General features: G+C 48.1%; 12 protein-coding genes. 1 reads left to right on the top strand and 11 read right to left on the bottom strand.

Annotated elements, in window-relative coordinates; genetic code table 11:
• Nucleotides 1-210: 210 nt before the first annotated feature.
• The 8 genes from MKX68_RS07280 to purM form a co-directional block, all read right to left on the bottom strand.
• Complete coding sequence (locus MKX68_RS07280) at nt 211-816, bottom strand: alpha/beta hydrolase (protein WP_340915323.1); 606 nt, start codon at nt 814-816, stop codon at nt 211-213.
• Nucleotides 817-830: 14 nt separating this feature from the next.
• Entirely contained in the window at nt 831-1,781 is a 951-nt protein-coding gene (locus tag MKX68_RS07285; protein ID WP_445671064.1) for a ring-cleaving dioxygenase, read from the bottom strand.
• Between the two features lie 256 nt (nt 1,782-2,037).
• Complete coding sequence (locus tag MKX68_RS07290) at nt 2,038-3,120, bottom strand: hemolysin family protein (RefSeq protein ID WP_124118555.1); 1,083 nt, start codon at nt 3,118-3,120, stop codon at nt 2,038-2,040.
• Between the two features lie 263 nt (nt 3,121-3,383).
• Nucleotides 3,384-4,721, bottom strand: coding sequence for a hemolysin family protein (locus MKX68_RS07295; RefSeq protein WP_340910476.1), 1,338 nt, complete (start codon nt 4,719-4,721; stop codon nt 3,384-3,386).
• 717 nt (nt 4,722-5,438) lie between these two features.
• Nucleotides 5,439-6,704 (bottom strand): phosphoribosylamine--glycine ligase, encoded by a 1,266-nt coding sequence (purD, locus tag MKX68_RS07300; RefSeq protein WP_340910479.1) that lies wholly within the window; start codon nt 6,702-6,704, stop codon nt 5,439-5,441.
• 129 nt (nt 6,705-6,833) lie between these two features.
• Nucleotides 6,834-8,381 (bottom strand): bifunctional phosphoribosylaminoimidazolecarboxamide formyltransferase/IMP cyclohydrolase, encoded by a 1,548-nt coding sequence (purH, locus tag MKX68_RS07305; RefSeq protein ID WP_340910481.1) that lies wholly within the window; start codon nt 8,379-8,381, stop codon nt 6,834-6,836.
• Between the two features lie 293 nt (nt 8,382-8,674).
• Nucleotides 8,675-9,292 carry a phosphoribosylglycinamide formyltransferase gene (gene purN / locus MKX68_RS07310; protein WP_338590815.1) on the bottom strand — a complete coding sequence of 206 codons (618 nt, stop codon included), beginning with the start codon at nt 9,290-9,292 and terminating at the stop codon, nt 8,675-8,677.
• Nucleotides 9,292-10,332, bottom strand: a complete 1,041-nt coding sequence (gene purM / locus MKX68_RS07315) for a phosphoribosylformylglycinamidine cyclo-ligase (RefSeq protein ID WP_340910485.1) — start codon at nt 10,330-10,332, stop codon at nt 9,292-9,294. Before purM ends, purN begins: the two co-directional genes overlap by 1 nt.
• A gap of 127 nt (nt 10,333-10,459) precedes the next feature.
• Here purM and MKX68_RS07320 point away from each other — a divergent pair, with 127 nt between their 5' ends.
• On the top strand, nt 10,460-10,618 hold the full coding sequence (locus tag MKX68_RS07320; RefSeq protein WP_340910487.1) for a hypothetical protein: 159 nt from the start codon (nt 10,460-10,462) through the stop codon (nt 10,616-10,618).
• Between the two features lie 78 nt (nt 10,619-10,696).
• Here MKX68_RS07320 and purF read toward each other — a convergent pair whose 3' ends face one another.
• Genes purF through purQ form a run of 3 tightly spaced genes read right to left on the bottom strand, consistent with a single transcriptional unit; the run spans nt 10,697 to nt 15,070 of the window.
• Nucleotides 10,697-12,175 carry an amidophosphoribosyltransferase gene (gene purF / locus MKX68_RS07325; RefSeq protein ID WP_036668394.1) on the bottom strand — a complete coding sequence of 493 codons (1,479 nt, stop codon included), beginning with the start codon at nt 12,173-12,175 and terminating at the stop codon, nt 10,697-10,699.
• A complete protein-coding gene (gene purL, locus MKX68_RS07330; protein ID WP_340910492.1) occupies nt 12,160-14,403 on the bottom strand; it encodes a phosphoribosylformylglycinamidine synthase subunit PurL in 2,244 nt (747 codons plus the stop codon). The genes purF and purL overlap by 16 nt, the downstream gene beginning before the upstream one ends.
• On the bottom strand, nt 14,381-15,070 hold the full coding sequence (gene purQ, locus MKX68_RS07335; RefSeq protein WP_062836209.1) for a phosphoribosylformylglycinamidine synthase subunit PurQ: 690 nt from the start codon (nt 15,068-15,070) through the stop codon (nt 14,381-14,383). The genes purL and purQ overlap by 23 nt, the downstream gene beginning before the upstream one ends.

The following is a 15,070-nucleotide window of genomic DNA, read 5'->3' on the forward strand; positions in this document are numbered from 1 at the left end:
CCTCCAGTTCATGATGTTGATACATAGCTATATCACTAAGCATACAAGGTTATCTACCACACATTCAAATGTTTACCCGGTTAGAAACGGTTACATAACACCAGTCAATCATTTCCTCTTCCTGACGATGATCAAAATAAAAAGGAAAAACAGCCCGATCTTCACGATCAGGCTGTCTCTATACGTTTCATAACCGTCTATCCACCCAATTTACGCCTGAGTCTTAAACCAAGCTGCCGCGGCTTCTGCCTCGGTACGAGTCAACTGATGACCCTGACGCTCCCAATGCGTGTTTACATCGGCACCTGCACCGCTCAGTAGCGAAGCAAGTTCCTCCGTTTCACGTTTTGGTACAATCGGATCATTCTCACCTGCACCAATGAACACAGGCATACCTTTCAGATCGGGCAGTTCCAGTCCGCGCAGCGGTACCATCGGGTGATGCAGAATTGCACCTTTGAATACATCCGCTTGATGGAAGATCAGGCTTGCCGCAATGTTGGCACCATTCGAGTAGCCCAGTGCATACACGTTGGACCGATCGAAACCGTATTCCACCGCAGCTGCATCTACAAAAGATCCCAACTCCGCCGTACGTGCAATCAGATCTTCTTCGTCAAAAACACCTTCGGCCAATCGGCGGAAGAAACGGGGCATCCCGTTCTCCGATACGTTACCCCGTACCCCAAGTATGCCAGCTCCTGGTGCGATCATCTCCGCCAGACCCACCAGATCGTTCTCGGTTCCGCCTGTGCCATGAAGCAACAGGATTGTTGGCGCATCCGGCTGAGCACCTGCTTTATAGATATGTTTCATTGTATTGGTTGTGGTCATGATTTGGACTCTCCTTTCCATTCACGTACTTCAATTCGTGGCAACAATTGCTCAATCTGCTCACGCTGTGGTTCATACCATTCAGGCAACATCAGTTTCTCACCCATGCTCTCTGCTGGTTCATCCCGTGCAAATCCCGGAGGATCCGTAGCCAGTTCGAACAGTATACCACCCGGCTCCCGGAAATACACAGCGTTGAAGTATTGACGGTCAATGACTGGCGTTGGATGATATCCGGATTGTTCAAGATCCTGCTGAATTTGTTCATGTTCCGCGTAATCTTTGGCACGCCATGCAATATGGTGAACCGTTCCGGCTCCGCCAATCCCGCGTTGGATACCTGTGGACTGAATATCAATGATCTGACCAATATCGCCGCTTGCCTGAAGACGAAGGAGTCCGTTCTCTTCACCGACTTGCTCCAGACCCAGTTTGCTCACCAAGACGTCCATGGTTTTCTCAGGAACGTGGCTGAACAATACGGCTCCGCCAAATCCTTTGATGGCATGCTCCGGTGTCACACCGTTGAAACTCCAGTTGCTTGGCTGACCGCCTTCACGCTCAACCAGTTCAAGCAACAGACCGCCTTTGTCGAAGAAACGAATGTACTGCTCACCAAATCTGGTTTTATTTTCATATGGAATATCGAAGGAAGCAAGACGTTCTTTCCAGAAAGGCAGGCTTCCTGCAGGAACCGCATATACGGTAACTCCAGTCTGACCTGACCCAATGACACCTCTTCTTGAATTCTGCTGCGGGAAAAAGGTAATGATTGTGCCCGGTGCACCCTGCTCATTCCCGTAATACAAGTGATACACGTCCGGTGCATCAAAGTTAATTGTTTTTTTCACCAGTCTGAGCGCCAACACACCTGCATAAAAATCAACGTTTTTCTGCGCATCGTCAACAAAAGCTGTAATATGATGAATTCCTGAAGTTCTGAACATAATCTCCACTCCCTTGGTTTTAGTTGTATCATAGGTTGTTTTTGTTTCTTTTATTTATTGCTTTTCGTCGTTATTTATCTTTAAATTAAGATTCTTTAAATTTATATTAATCCATTGTACTTCAATATGCAAGCTTTTATTTTAAAATTAAGATTTAATACAAAAAGCAGGCCCCGATCACTCCGGGAACCTGCTTAGCGTTATAACGATTGCTTAGTTGTTTCGTATTCCTGTATCAATTTTGTATTACTGCTTCTTAAACCAGTTTCATTCTTTTTGGTGGATTCACCAAATCTTTATGCTCGTATTCATCCTTGATATCTCCGACAATCTCTTCAAGGATATCCTCCATCGTAACCATACCTACCGTAGCACCTGCCTCGTTTTTCACGGTAGCAATGTGTACACGGCTTTGCTGCATCTGGATCAGCACATCCTTGATTGGAGAACGCTCGGAGAAACTCGGCGTATTATGGACAAATGTCTCCATATTAAAATCTCTGCCCGCAGCGACACTCGTCAACATTTCTTTTGTGTTAATAAAGCCCACAAAATGAGCCTGATCCCCATTCGCAATAACAGGGTATCTGGTGTATTCGTGACGATTCAGCGTTTCAATGATCTGATCAAGCGGCATTTCCTTATTCAACGTAACAATTTTATCTCGTGGAATCATGATCTCCTGAAGCAAACGCTCATCAAAAGCAAAAATGTTTTTGAGATAGTCCAGCTCTGTCTGGTTGATCTCGCCACTCTCATAGCTCTGTGCCATAATCAGTTTCAGCTCTTCCTCCGAGTGAACGGTATCATGCCCGGCAGGTTTTACACCAAAGATACCAAGCAACAGACGAGCAGCTCCATTTAATGCATAAATGAACGGATTCATGATTTTACCGAACCAGTACAGTGGGGGTGCCAGCAACAGCGTCATTCTCTCTGCAAACTGAATCGCCAGTGTTTTCGGTGCCAATTCACCAATAACCACGTGCAGGAACGTAATGATCGCCAGAGCAATACCATAGGAAAGCACGGTAGACAATGCCGCCGGCACTTCCATGCGCTCAAAGAGCGGATGAAGCATTTTCTCAACGGTAGGTTCACCCAAGGCTCCCAATACCAGCGCCGTGATGGTAATCCCCAATTGACATGCCGACAGATAATAATCCAGGTTGTGCGCCACTTTTTTGGCCAGTACTGCCTTTTTGTTACCTTCCGAGATCAATTGATCGATTCGGGACATCCGTACTTTAAGAATTGCAAATTCGGCTCCAACGAAAAAGGCTGTCAGACCTATAAATACGGCTACTAAAAATAAATTCAAGGCTATTATTCCGTCCAATGATTTCCCTCAGGTTGAGGGATTCACCTCCATTAAAATTTAAAATAAGGTTGCACGAGTGACGTTCCGGTGACGGCTCGTTCTTCCGATCGCCATTGCCTCCAAATTTCCCTGATTGTTGTTTTCAAAGGTATACAATTGGTTTGCAAACGCGAACGCTACGCTTCTTCAGAATCGATTCCGTCCCCTACACTGTTACGTTGCCAAAACATTTAAATTCTGAGGGCCGTCTACCCTAGATTACAGTTATGATCGAACCAACATTACGCAAGATCGCTAGCAGCTTCCTCAACCTGCGCGCCGTTTACCCGCTCCAGAAGAACTTGCTTGATGTGATAATTTTCGGTATCAACAACGGTCCAGACATAATCGCCGTGTTCTACCGTGTCGCCTTTTTCCACACCTACACCCTTCTGGTACTGAATCCATCCGGCTACGGTATCCATCTCTTCGTTTCCTTCAAAGCTAAGCCCGAACTGTCGCTCCACTTCATCCAAAAGTACCCGACCATTAATGAGATATTGATTCTCTCCGGTCTCCTGAATATCAGCCACCTCATCGGCATCGAATTCATCACGAATCTCACCGACCAGCTCCTCCAGAATATCCTCCATCGTAATGATTCCCGAAGTACCACCGTATTCATCCACGACAACGGCCATGTGTACACGTTCCTGTTGCATTTTAATCATCGCATCCTGGATACGTGTAACTTCGGAAACGAATGGGATCTCACGAACGAATTCGCTCAGTTGATACGATCTTGCGGCAACCATGTCAGGCAAAATCTTTTTCACATTCACAACGCCGATAATGCGGTCCTTGTCCCCATCCTCGATGACAGGGTAACGTGAATAGTTATGTTCATCCAATATAGGAATAATATCGTCATAGGTCATATCCTGATCTAACGTCACCAGTTCCGTACGTGGTACCATGATGTCTTTGGCATCACGTTCGTCGAACACAAATACATTTTCCAGATATGAAAGCTTGGTCTTGTTGTTCTCGTCACCTTCATAACTCTGGTTCATGATGATCTTGATCTCGTCCTCCGAGTAGGCTTGATCATGTTTGGCAGGCTTCACACCGAATCCTCGCAGAAGAACACGAGAGGTTCCATTAAGCGCCCAGATGAACGGATACATGATTTTACCGAACCAGTATAGTGATGGGGCAAGCATTAATGTCAGTTTTTCTGAAAATTGAATCGCCAATGTTTTCGGTGCCATCTCACCAACAACCACATGCAAAAACGTGACGAGGATAAAGGCAATCGCATAGGAAGCAATTGATGAGATCGAAGCAGGTACGTCTAAATAATTGAATACCGGGTATAACAATCTCTCAACCGTCGGTTTTCCGAGCGCTCCCAGTCCTAGAGCAGTGACCGTAATACCGAGCTGACAGGCTGATAGATAATAATCCAGGTCCGAGACAACTTTTTTGGCGAGTACAGCCTTTTTATTGCCTTCCGCAACCAGTTGATCCACTCTTGATGTACGAATTTTGACTACAGCGAACTCCGATGCTACGAAAAATGCAGTCAATGCAATCAAGATAATAAGTAAAACGATATTCAATATGGTAATTATGTCCAATGATTTCCCCGGTTCTCAGGGATTCACCTCCAGAGATAGTTACAGTGTGATCCGTTAACTACGTTAACCATTCATCTGCTGTTTGTCGTTCATGATGGCGTATGCCTTATATGAAATCGATAATGATCATATTTGTATATGTCGTACGTGTTTGACCTTGTAAAACCAAAACAGGAATTCAAGATGAAGTCAATGACATGCAGAAACTTCTTCATTCAAATCGGGTTACCCCTCATGCTGTCAATTGTTCCTCGCTTAACTCCACCTAGATTCGCCATTTGGACAATTTACAATATCGCCTACCCAATAGATATCCACCTCCCCTCGTACTCATTCCTGTTTCCGAAAAGTATACCATGTTTCCCGCTCAACCATCCAGTTGCACGTTATGGTTTGGCACAAGCTTACAGTATAATGTTCACAAATTAGTCTCTATGTATGTTACGTACTTTATATAATATGATTGATATTACCTCATAATGTGATATTGTTCACATGATTAGTATAGTCCAATTTATAAAAATACTACCCTGTACTTTAGGGTATTAAACAACATGCCTAAACACCCAGATTATATCCTGTTTCGTATCTTTCCCATGTCTTTCCCTTATGGACAAGTTTGGCCGTTTGCACAAGATACATCTATATACGCAGCAAAGAGCCCGCAGGATGCAAATACCTTTCCGGTACACATCTATACGGGCTCTTGTATTCATTCTATACCAGTGCTTTGGCAGCTATATCCGTCCGCTGATGTTTGCCATCAAAATGGATAAGCTCCGCCTGTTCATAGGCTTTGTTTCTAGCTTCGGCAATATCCGCACCAAGGCCAACTACGCCCAGGATTCGTCCACCATTCGTGACCCAGTCTCCTGCTTCACTACGCGCAGTACCTGCGTGGAATACCACGGCATTATCTACTTGATCCAGACCTTCAATGACTACGCCTTTGGCATAAGGACCCGGATAACCTCCTGAAGCAAGTACCACACATACTGCGGCTTCATCGCTCCATTCAATCTCAATATCTGCCAGCTTGCCATGAACGGTTGCCCAGAAGATATCAAACAAGTCACTCTTCAGGCGTGGCAGTACGACTTGTGTTTCGGGATCACCAAACCGTGCGTTGAACTCAATCGTTTTGGGTTTACCATCTGGTGAAATCATCAGTCCGGCAAACAATACACCCTGGAATGGACGTCCCTCGGACACCATCGCTTTAGCCGTTGGTTTAATGATCGTCTCCACGGCTTCCTCAATAATAGAAGCATGGATATGTGGCAATGGTGAATATGTACCCATACCGCCTGTGTTTGGCCCCTGATCATTGTCGAATACAGGTTTGTGATCTTGCGCTGCGGCCATCGGACGAACCGTCTCCCCATCGACAAAAGCCAGAATGGACATTTCCTGCCCTGCGAGGAATTCCTCGATGATCACTTTGGCTCCCGCTTCACCAAATACTTTGTCCACCATGATGCTGCGCAGAGCCTGATCAGCCTCATCACGGGAATAAGCTACCGTCACTCCTTTGCCCGCTGCCAGTCCATCTGCCTTGATGACAACCGGGATTGCTTGCTCATTCAGGTATGCTTGAGCCTGTTCGTAGTTGTCGAATTTTTCATAGGCTGCGGTTGGAATGTTGTATTTGTGCAGCAGATCCTTCATGAACGTTTTACTTCCTTCGATCTCTGCTGCATTACGACGGGGTCCGAATACCGGAATACCTGTCACGTCAAATGCATCCACGATCCCATCCGCCAGCGGATCATCCGGACCAATAACCACTAAACCCACTTTAAGCTCTACAGCAAGAGCCGTTAGTTTATCGAATTCATTTACCGCAATGGCATGACACTCAGCGAGCTGAGCAATACCTGCATTTCCCGGTGCACAGTGAATCTTGTCTACCTTTGGACTCTTCGCCAGAGCCCAAATGATTGCATGCTCCCGGCCACCGCCGCCTACTACCAGAATATCCATTCGTTCTGTTCCCCCTCCGTGCATAACTGGATTTGTTACGCTATCGCGTGTTGAAAAACCTAAAAAAGAGGGGGTGTACCATAAGTCATAAGTATGACTGGCGACACCCCTTATTAAACCTTTTTCGTTCTAGTGTTTGAAGTGACGAACGCCTGTGAAGACCATGGCAATTCCGTATTCATTGGCTACTTTGATGGATTCTTCGTCTTTGATCGAACCACCAGGTTGAATTACCGCTGTAATTCCGGCTTTTGCTGCCAGTTCCAGCGTATCACCCATTGGGAAGAACGCATCGGATGCCAGAATAGCACCTTTTGCTTGCTCGCCAGCTTGCTCAATCGCAATTTTGGCTGCACCCACACGATTCATTTGTCCAGCGCCCACACCCACCGTCATATCATTCGCTGCAAGTACAATCGCGTTGGATTTCACATGTTTAACTACTTTCCAGCCAAACAACAGCTGTTTCAGTTCTTCTTCCGATGGCGCACGATCCGTTACCACGTTCAGTTCGCTCGCTTCGATGGAGTGTACATCGGACTGTTGTACGATCATACCGCCGTCGATGGACGTTACCACGAATTGGCTCTCCCGTTTACGAGCAGCATTCAATTCACCCGTTTTCAGCAAACGAATGTTTTTCTTCTTCGTCAAGATATCGAGAGCTTCTTGTGTAAAGTCAGGAGCAAGTATAATTTCCAGGAAAATCTCGCTCAATTTGCCTGCTGTATCACTATCGATAATGCGGTTTGCTGCCACAATGCCACCAAAGATAGACGTTGGATCTGCAGCATATGCCTTGCTGTAAGCTTCATAGATACTTGCGCCAATACCTACGCCGCATGGGTTCATATGTTTAACCGCAACAACCGCCGGTTCTTCAAATTCTTTGACAATCTGCAATGCTGCGTTCGCATCGTTGATGTTATTGTAAGACAACTCTTTGCCATGCAATTGCTCAGCTGTTGTCAACGTATCTTGAGCAGCCAGCGGTTTGCGGTAGAATGCCGCCTGCTGGTGTGGATTTTCGCCGTAACGCAAATCCTGGAGTTTTTCGTAAGTAACCGTCAGACGCTCTGGTAGTGGATCACCGTTCAGGTTGGAGAGATAGTCAGAAATAACTGCATCGTAAGCCGCTGTATGGCGGAACACTTTTGCCGCAAGCCGTTTGCGTGTTTCGAGTGTGGTATCTCCATTACTGCGAACTTCTTCAAGCACCTTGCCGTAATCCGCTGTGTCAACAACAACACTGACAAAGGCATGGTTTTTGGCAGCAGAACGAAGCATCGTTGGACCACCGATATCGATGTTCTCGATTGCGTCTTCGTACGTCACATCCGGTTTGGCGATAGTATCTTGGAAGGGATACAGGTTTACGACAACGAGGTCAATATAACCCAATCCGTTCTCTTCCATCTGGCGCTTATGCTCTTCGCTGTCACGAACAGCCAGCAACCCACCATGAACTGCTGGATGCAATGTTTTAACACGTCCGTCCATGATTTCCGGGAACCCGGTCACATCCGAAATTCCGATGACAGGTACGCCTTCCTTCGACAACAGGCTGCTTGTACCTCCTGTCGAAATAATCTCCACACCCATTTGCGACAGCTCGCGGCAAAAGTCCACGATGTCTGTTTTATCCCATACGCTGACCAGCGCTCTTTTGATACTCACAATATGCTCCTCCTTTAATGTCCCATGGCTTCGCGTTTCCTGACGAAACACAGCCGATTTATTTCCCGAGAAATATCACAAAATGCGTACCAATATTCGACTTCTGTTATATAAGTGGAACCAAGATGTTTACACGAGACACTCCGATGACAGAACAACCTTCCAATCGCTGTTATCCCCAGATTTTTCGATTCCCTTTTCTTAAAGGGAAAATCCGGTGATAAAGGCGAACGCTTTGCTTTTTCAGGTTTTTTCTGTCCTCTCCGTTAATGTGTAAAAAGTTTAAAACTATATCAAACCGGTTTGTTAACAGTAACATGACGTCCGTCTAATTGAACCAGACCTTGAGCGAACCAGGATACCACTTCAGGGTAAAGTTGCTGTTCGGCTGCATGGATGGAACGGCTGATTGACTCAGGCGTATCCTCTGGCAAAATGGGAACGGGATGCTGGGCAATAATCGGCCCTGTATCCATGCCACCGTCCACAAAGTGCACCGTCACGCCTGTAACTTTCACGCCATATTCGAGAGCCTGTCCAATCGCATCCTTGCCCGCAAATGCTGGTAGCAAGGACGGATGAATATTAATCAACCGCCCTGCGTAACGATCCACCACAACCGAAGTCAACAATCTCATATATCCCGCAAGAACGACCAAGTCGATTTTTTTGGATTCAAGCACTTCCACGATCTCTGCCTCATAGGCTTCACGGGAAGCATAATTTTTTGGAGTAAACAGATGACAATCCACGCCTGCGTCCTGTGCCCGCTGCACAACGCGTGCAGCCGGTTTATCACACACGAGCAGATCTACGGATGCATTCAGCCCACCGTTCCGTACTGCATCGACCAATGACTGAAAGTTAGTCCCTTCACCCGAGGCAAATACAGCTATGCGGTAGTTCGCCATTAAACATCCGCTCCCGTGAAGGTTACTCGCGCATCTCCCTCAGTAACACGTCCAATGATGTACGCTTCTTCACCAGATGCTTTCAGTTGTTCCAGCGCTTCCGTTGCATCTGCTTCATTAACCACCAGTACAAGCCCAACACCCATGTTAAATGTGGTGAACATGTCACGGTTCGAGACAGTACCCTTTTCCTGTAACAGGTTGAAGATCGGCAGGATCGGCCAAGAGCCGTAGTCAATATCCACATTCACGTTGTTTGGCAACATACGTGGGATATTCTCGATGAAGCCTCCACCTGTAATGTGTGCCATGCCTTTTACTTTTACCTTTTCCAGCAATGACAACAGAGGTTTAACGTAGATCTTCGTAGGTTCCAGCAGGGAATCACCCAGTTTACCGCCCAGTTCCGCGACTTCATCATGCAGATCAAGTCCCGCATCTTCCAACAAAAGTCTGCGTACCAGCGAGAATCCGTTACTGTGTACACCGCTGGAGGCCAATCCAATTACTGTGTCACCAGGGGCGATGGTTGTACCGTTGATGATCTTTGCTTTGTCCACGATACCCACCGTGAATCCGGCAATATCGTATTCGCCTTCACTGTACATGCCCGGCATCTCCGCCGTCTCGCCACCGATCAGAGCACAACCAGATTGATGACAGCCTTCAGCGATACCCGCAACAATAGCTTCGATCTTCTCAGGAATAACTTTGTCACATGCCAGATAGTCAAGGAAGAAGAGTGGTTCTGCACCCTGTACCACAATGTCGTTCACACACATCGCTACCGCGTCGATTCCGATGGTATCGTGACGGTCCATGGCAAATGCAATTTTCAGCTTGGTGCCTACGCCATCCGTACCGGATACAAGCACAGGCTCATCGTATTTATCTTTGTTCAAACCGAACAGGGCACCGAATCCACCCAGATCCGTCATCACTTCCGGACGGAAGGTACGTTTCACGTGTTTTTTCATCCGTTCAACCGCTTCATTACCTGCCGCGATATCGACGCCGGCCTTTTTATATGCTTCAGACAAGTGGAATCATCTCCTTTTTTTTCGCCCCACCTAAATCCTCCCGCCCGGGAGGACCCCATAGGACCTTGGCAGGCCCTCTGGACACCCGCCAAAAAAGCGGTGCAGAGGTGGCTGGTGTGATCTTGCTATGGTTGATTCGTACGTGATCTCGCGGGATTGTTCGCCGATTCCGTTGGCTGCAAGCCATCGGTCGGCGAACCCCGCTCAGCTACGCTGCGGGCAAGCCCGCTGGGCAGCTGCTTCGCCTGGCTGCCTGGCCCCTGTTGCTCCGCAAGGCGGGGCTTAAGGGCTCGAGCTAGGCCCGGTGGCAGCTGCTTCGCCTGGCTGCCTAGCCCCTGTTGCTCCGCAAGGCGGGGCTTAAGGGCTAACAGCTGCAGCCGAATTTTTCTTCGCCGCCAAAATCGAGGCGGGTTGGGTAATCATGATCAAAACATGCGAGACATAGTCCGCCTTTAGGGTCATCCTGATTATCTCCCTGAATCGATGCGATCAGTCCATCGGGACTGAGGAACTCCAGGGAGTCCGCATTAATTTCACGGCAAATTTCTTCCACCGACAACTGTGAAGCAATTAATTCACGGCTGTCAGGCGTATCAATACCGTAGAAACACGGGTTTTTGAAAGGTGGTGATGTAATCCGTACATGTACTTCCGTTGCTCCTGCATCACGCAGCATGTTCACGATCCGACGAGAGGTTGTTCCCCGTACAATGGAGTCATCAATCATGACCACACGTTTGCCTTCCACAACGCGACGCACAGCGCTCAGCTTCATCTTCACGCCCTGCTCCCGCAATTCCTGGCTTGGCTGGATAAACGTACGTCCGGTGTATTTGTTCTTGATCATACCCATCTCATACGGAATGCCTGTCTGTTCAGCGTATCCAATCGCCGCCGAGATGCTGGAATCTGGTACCCCCGTAACCAAGTCCGCATCCACAAACGACTCAATCGCCATCCGGCTTCCCATCCGTTTACGGGCAGCATGCTGGTTCGTACCATTCATATCACTATCCGGACGGGCAAAATAAATATATTCCATCGCGCATAATGCCTTGCGGTGTTTGTGATGATCAAAGCGATCCTCGTGTAGACCTTCTGCATCCAGCACAAGCAGTTCCCCCGGTTCAATATCCCGAATTAACTCTGCGCCGATTGTTTCCAGTGCACACGTCTCAGATGCAAACAAATACGCATCTCCCAGCTTACCCATCGTCAGCGGACGAAGTCCGTGCGGATCGGAAGCAACCAGCAACTTGTCGTTGGTCATGATCAGAAATGCATAACCACCCACAATGCGCTGGAACGCCTCTTTTGCCGCTTCCACAAGCCCTTTGGAGGATCGTGCAATTAGATGCGCAATGACCTCGGTATCACTTGTTGTTTGGAAAATGGACCCGCTCTGCTCCAGCTCGCGCCGGATCGTTGGTGCATTCACAATGTTCCCGTTGGTCGCTACCGCCAAATCGCCATCACGGTATTTGAATACCAATGGCTGTGCGTTTGTCAGTTTACTGTCACCACTTGTGGAATAACGGACATGTCCAATGGAAATATCCCCGGTCAACGTCTGCATCAGGTCTTTGGTGAACACTTCTTTCACCAGACCCATGCCGCGATGATAGTTAAACTGGCTACCATCACTCACACACATGCCTGCACTTTCCTCGCCCCGATGTTGCAGCGCATGCAGTCCATAATAGGAGAGAGAAGCCGCGTCAGGGTGTCTGAACACCCCGAACACACCGCATTCTTCTTTCAATTTGTCGAGTCCTTCCTTGCCGGACCCTTCATTATAATAATCGCCTGTCCACAACGGTCCTGTCGTCAGTTCATGAGACATGGAATCGCATCCTCCCAGACCTGAGCCAAACCTCCTACAGGTTCGCTCACGGCTGATGTTCCGTTCAATTCAATCGTCAGGTTACTTCCTTCTACACGTCCAATCACAGCTACAGGTACACCACGCTCACGTACAAATGCTTCAAGTTTACCCGCTTGCTCTGGCGTAGCCGACAACAAGATACGGGATTGGCTCTCACTGAATAGGGCGTGATCTGCACGCAGTGCAGTCTCCACATTCACCTGGGCTCCTACGTTACCGCTGATGCAAGACTCTGCGAGTGCAACAGCCAAGCCGCCTTCAGACAAGTCATGTGCAGAGCTAACGAGACCGGATTGAATAGCTTCCAGCACCGTGCTGAGCAACGCTTTTTCTGTTTGCAAGTTCAGTTCTGGTGGACGACCTTCCGTCTGACCATGAACCGCGTATTGCAGCTCGCTGCCACCCAGTTCAGCTTTTGTTTCGCCGAGGAGGATGATAACATCACCTTCGGATTTGAATGCTTGCGTCGTGATATGATCCGTATCATGAACGAGACCTACCATACCGACAACTGGCGTTGGATAGATGGAGCCTTTGGCGTTTTCGTTATACAAACTTACGTTACCACCGATGACCGGCGTATCCAGCACACGGCAAGCTTCTGCCATACCGTCTACCGCTTTCTCCATTTGCCAGAAAATATCCGGCTTCTCCGGGTTACCGAAGTTCAGGTTGTCCGTGATCGCCAGCGGCTCAGCACCAGAACATACAATGTTACGCGCTGCTTCACTTACGGCAATCCGTCCACCAACTTCAGGATCAAGGTACACATAACGTCCATTACAGTCCGTTGTCATCGCTAGACCTTTGCGTGTGCCACGAATCGTAACTACGGCTGCATCCGAACCTGGACGAACGGCAGTGCTTGTACGCACCATGTAGTCATATTGATCATAAATCCATTTTTTACTTGCTACTGTTGGTGAAGCCAGCACTTGTTTCAATGCTCCGCCGAGATCCGACACTTCGTCGTAACGAAGCGTGTCGATAGAAGCACTTTGCTCGTAGTATGCAGGTACAGAAGAAGGTTTGTCATAGACTGGACATTCGTCAACCAGTGCCGTTACTGGCATATCTCCGACCACTTCGCCGTGATGGATCAATTTCAGACGTCCGTCATCCGTTACCTTACCGACTTTCGCACAGATTACGCCCCAACGTTCAAAGATTTCCATCGCCTGCGCCTCATCCTTCGGCTCAACAACGAACAACATCCGTTCCTGGGACTCGGACAACATCATCTCGTAAGGCGTCATGCCTTCTTCACGCTGTGGTACCTGATCCAGATACAATTCCAGACCGTTACCCGCTTTACTTGCCATCTCTGCACTCGAACATGTCAGACCAGCAGCACCCATATCCTGAATTCCGAGCACGATGCCCGTGTCGATCAATTCCAGACAGGATTCCATTACCAGTTTCTCCATAAATGGATCACCAACCTGAACGGCTGTCCGTTGGGACTCGGATTCTTCCGTCAATTCAACCGATGCAAAGGTTGCTCCATGAATACCATCACGGCCTGTTGGCGGCCCAACATAATACACAGGGTTACCTACACCTTTAGCTACGCCGCGCTGAATCTTGTCATGATCAATCAGACCCACACACATGGCGTTAACCAGCGGATTGCCTTCATAGCTCTCATCAAACATCACTTCGCCACCAACGGTAGGAATCCCGATACAGTTACCATATCCGGCAATACCCGATACGACATGCTCGAACAGATATTTAACGCGATCACTCTCCAACTTACCAAAACGAAGGGAGTTCAGTATTGCTACTGGTCTTGCTCCCATGGAGAAAATATCACGGATAATGCCGCCCACACCTGTTGCCGCACCTTGATAAGGCTCAACCGCGGAAGGATGGTTATGGCTTTCAATTTTGAATACAACAGCCTGGTTATCACCGATATCCACGATACCGGCACCTTCACCAGGTCCCATCAGGACACGTGGTCCAGTGGTTGGGAAACGGCGCAGCAATGGCTTGGAGTTTTTATAAGCACAGTGCTCAGACCACATTACACTGAACACACCAATCTCCGTGTAGTTTGGCTTGCGTCCCATGAACTCACAGATCAGCTCGTACTCGCTGTCAGATACGCCCATTTGTGCGTAAAGTTTATGTTCTGCGACCTGTTCTGCTGTTGGTTCCTTAGCGGATAGCTGCTGCGTCATGCCGATCCCTCCATGCTTTCAAAATAGATGTAAACATACGTTTGCCGTCTTCCGAACCTAGCAGTGAGTCCACTGCACGCTCTGGATGTGGCATCATGCCGACCACGTTTCCACCCTCGTTACAGACTCCCGCGATATCACCCAGGGAACCGTTCGGGTTGTTGCCATACGTAAATACGATCTGGTTGTTCGCTTGCAGACTCGCCAGCGTCTCCTCGTCGCAATAATAGTTGCCTTCACCATGAGCAATCGGGATGATAATCTCTTCGCCCGGTGCATAGTCACGTGTAAATGGTGTATCTGCGTTCGCTACTTTCAATACCGTATCGTGACAACGGAATTTCAGGGAAGTGTTACGGATCAATGCACCTGGAAGCAATCCCGCTTCCGTCAGGATCTGGAATCCGTTGCAAATACCCAAAATATATTTACCTTGTTCAGCAGCTTTCGCTACCTCGTTCATTACCGGTGCAAAGCGGGAAATCGCTCCGCAACGCAAGTAGTCACCATAAGAGAAACCACCCGGAACTAAAATACAATCATAAGCCGATAGATCTGTAGCCGTGTGCCATACATAATCAACCTCTTGCCCAATGGCATCTTCCACTGCCTTATAACAGTCGATGTCGCAGTTGGAGCCAGGGAACACAAGAACTGCAAATTTCAT

Source organism: Paenibacillus sp. FSL M8-0212 (assembly GCF_038004645.1).
Classification (GTDB): Bacteria; Bacillota; Bacilli; order Paenibacillales; family Paenibacillaceae; genus Paenibacillus.